This window comes from Fructilactobacillus fructivorans (assembly GCF_000814735.1).
In the GTDB taxonomy this organism is placed as follows: Bacteria; Bacillota; Bacilli; order Lactobacillales; family Lactobacillaceae; genus Fructilactobacillus; species Fructilactobacillus fructivorans.
Genome location: NZ_JOJZ01000002.1, coordinates 1 through 507, shown reverse-complemented (window position 1 = coordinate 507; position 507 = coordinate 1). Strand labels below are relative to the sequence as shown.

Genomic DNA, 507 nt, shown 5'->3' with positions numbered 1-507 from the left:
ATGCACCTAGTAGGAGTCGAACCTACAACCTTCTGATTCGTAGTCAGACACTCTATCCAATTGCGCTATAGGTGCAAAATATGCCGAGGACCGGGATCGAACCGGTACGGTCATCACTGACCGCAGGATTTTAAGTCCTGTGCGTCTGCCAATTCCGCCACCCCGGCATTATAAATTGACATAAGCGGAAGACGGGATTCGAACCCGCGACCTCCACCATGGCAAGGTGGCGTTCTACCACTGAACTACTTCCGCATAAATGCCGACTAGAGGATTCGAACCTCCGACCCCCTGTTTACAAGACAGGTGCTCTGCCAACTGAGCTAAGTCGGCATACATGCTATTTATATAAATAATGAGCCGTGGCGGGTTCGAACCGCCGACCCTCTGATTAAAAGTCAGATGCTCTACCAACTGAGCTAACGGCTCAATATGGAGGATACAGGGATCGAACCTGTGACCTCCTGCTTGTAAGGCAGATGCTCTCCCAGCTGAGCTAATCCTCCA

General features: G+C 50.9%; 6 tRNA genes. All 6 read right to left on the bottom strand.

The annotated features are described in order from the left end of the window. Position 1: 1 nt before the first annotated feature. Positions 2-75, bottom strand: a tRNA-Arg gene (locus LfDm3_RS00040). Between the two features lie 6 nt (positions 76-81). Further along, positions 82-167: transfer RNA gene (locus LfDm3_RS00035), tRNA-Leu, on the bottom strand. A gap of 16 nt (positions 168-183) precedes the next feature. Then, a tRNA-Gly gene (locus LfDm3_RS00030) sits at positions 184-255 on the bottom strand. Between the two features lie 5 nt (positions 256-260). Then, positions 261-333 (bottom strand) — tRNA-Thr (locus LfDm3_RS00025). Positions 334-356: 23 nt separating this feature from the next. Beyond that, positions 357-429 (bottom strand) — tRNA-Lys (locus tag LfDm3_RS00020). Between the two features lie 4 nt (positions 430-433). Further along, positions 434-506: transfer RNA gene (locus tag LfDm3_RS00015), tRNA-Val, on the bottom strand. Position 507: the final 1 nt, after the last annotated feature.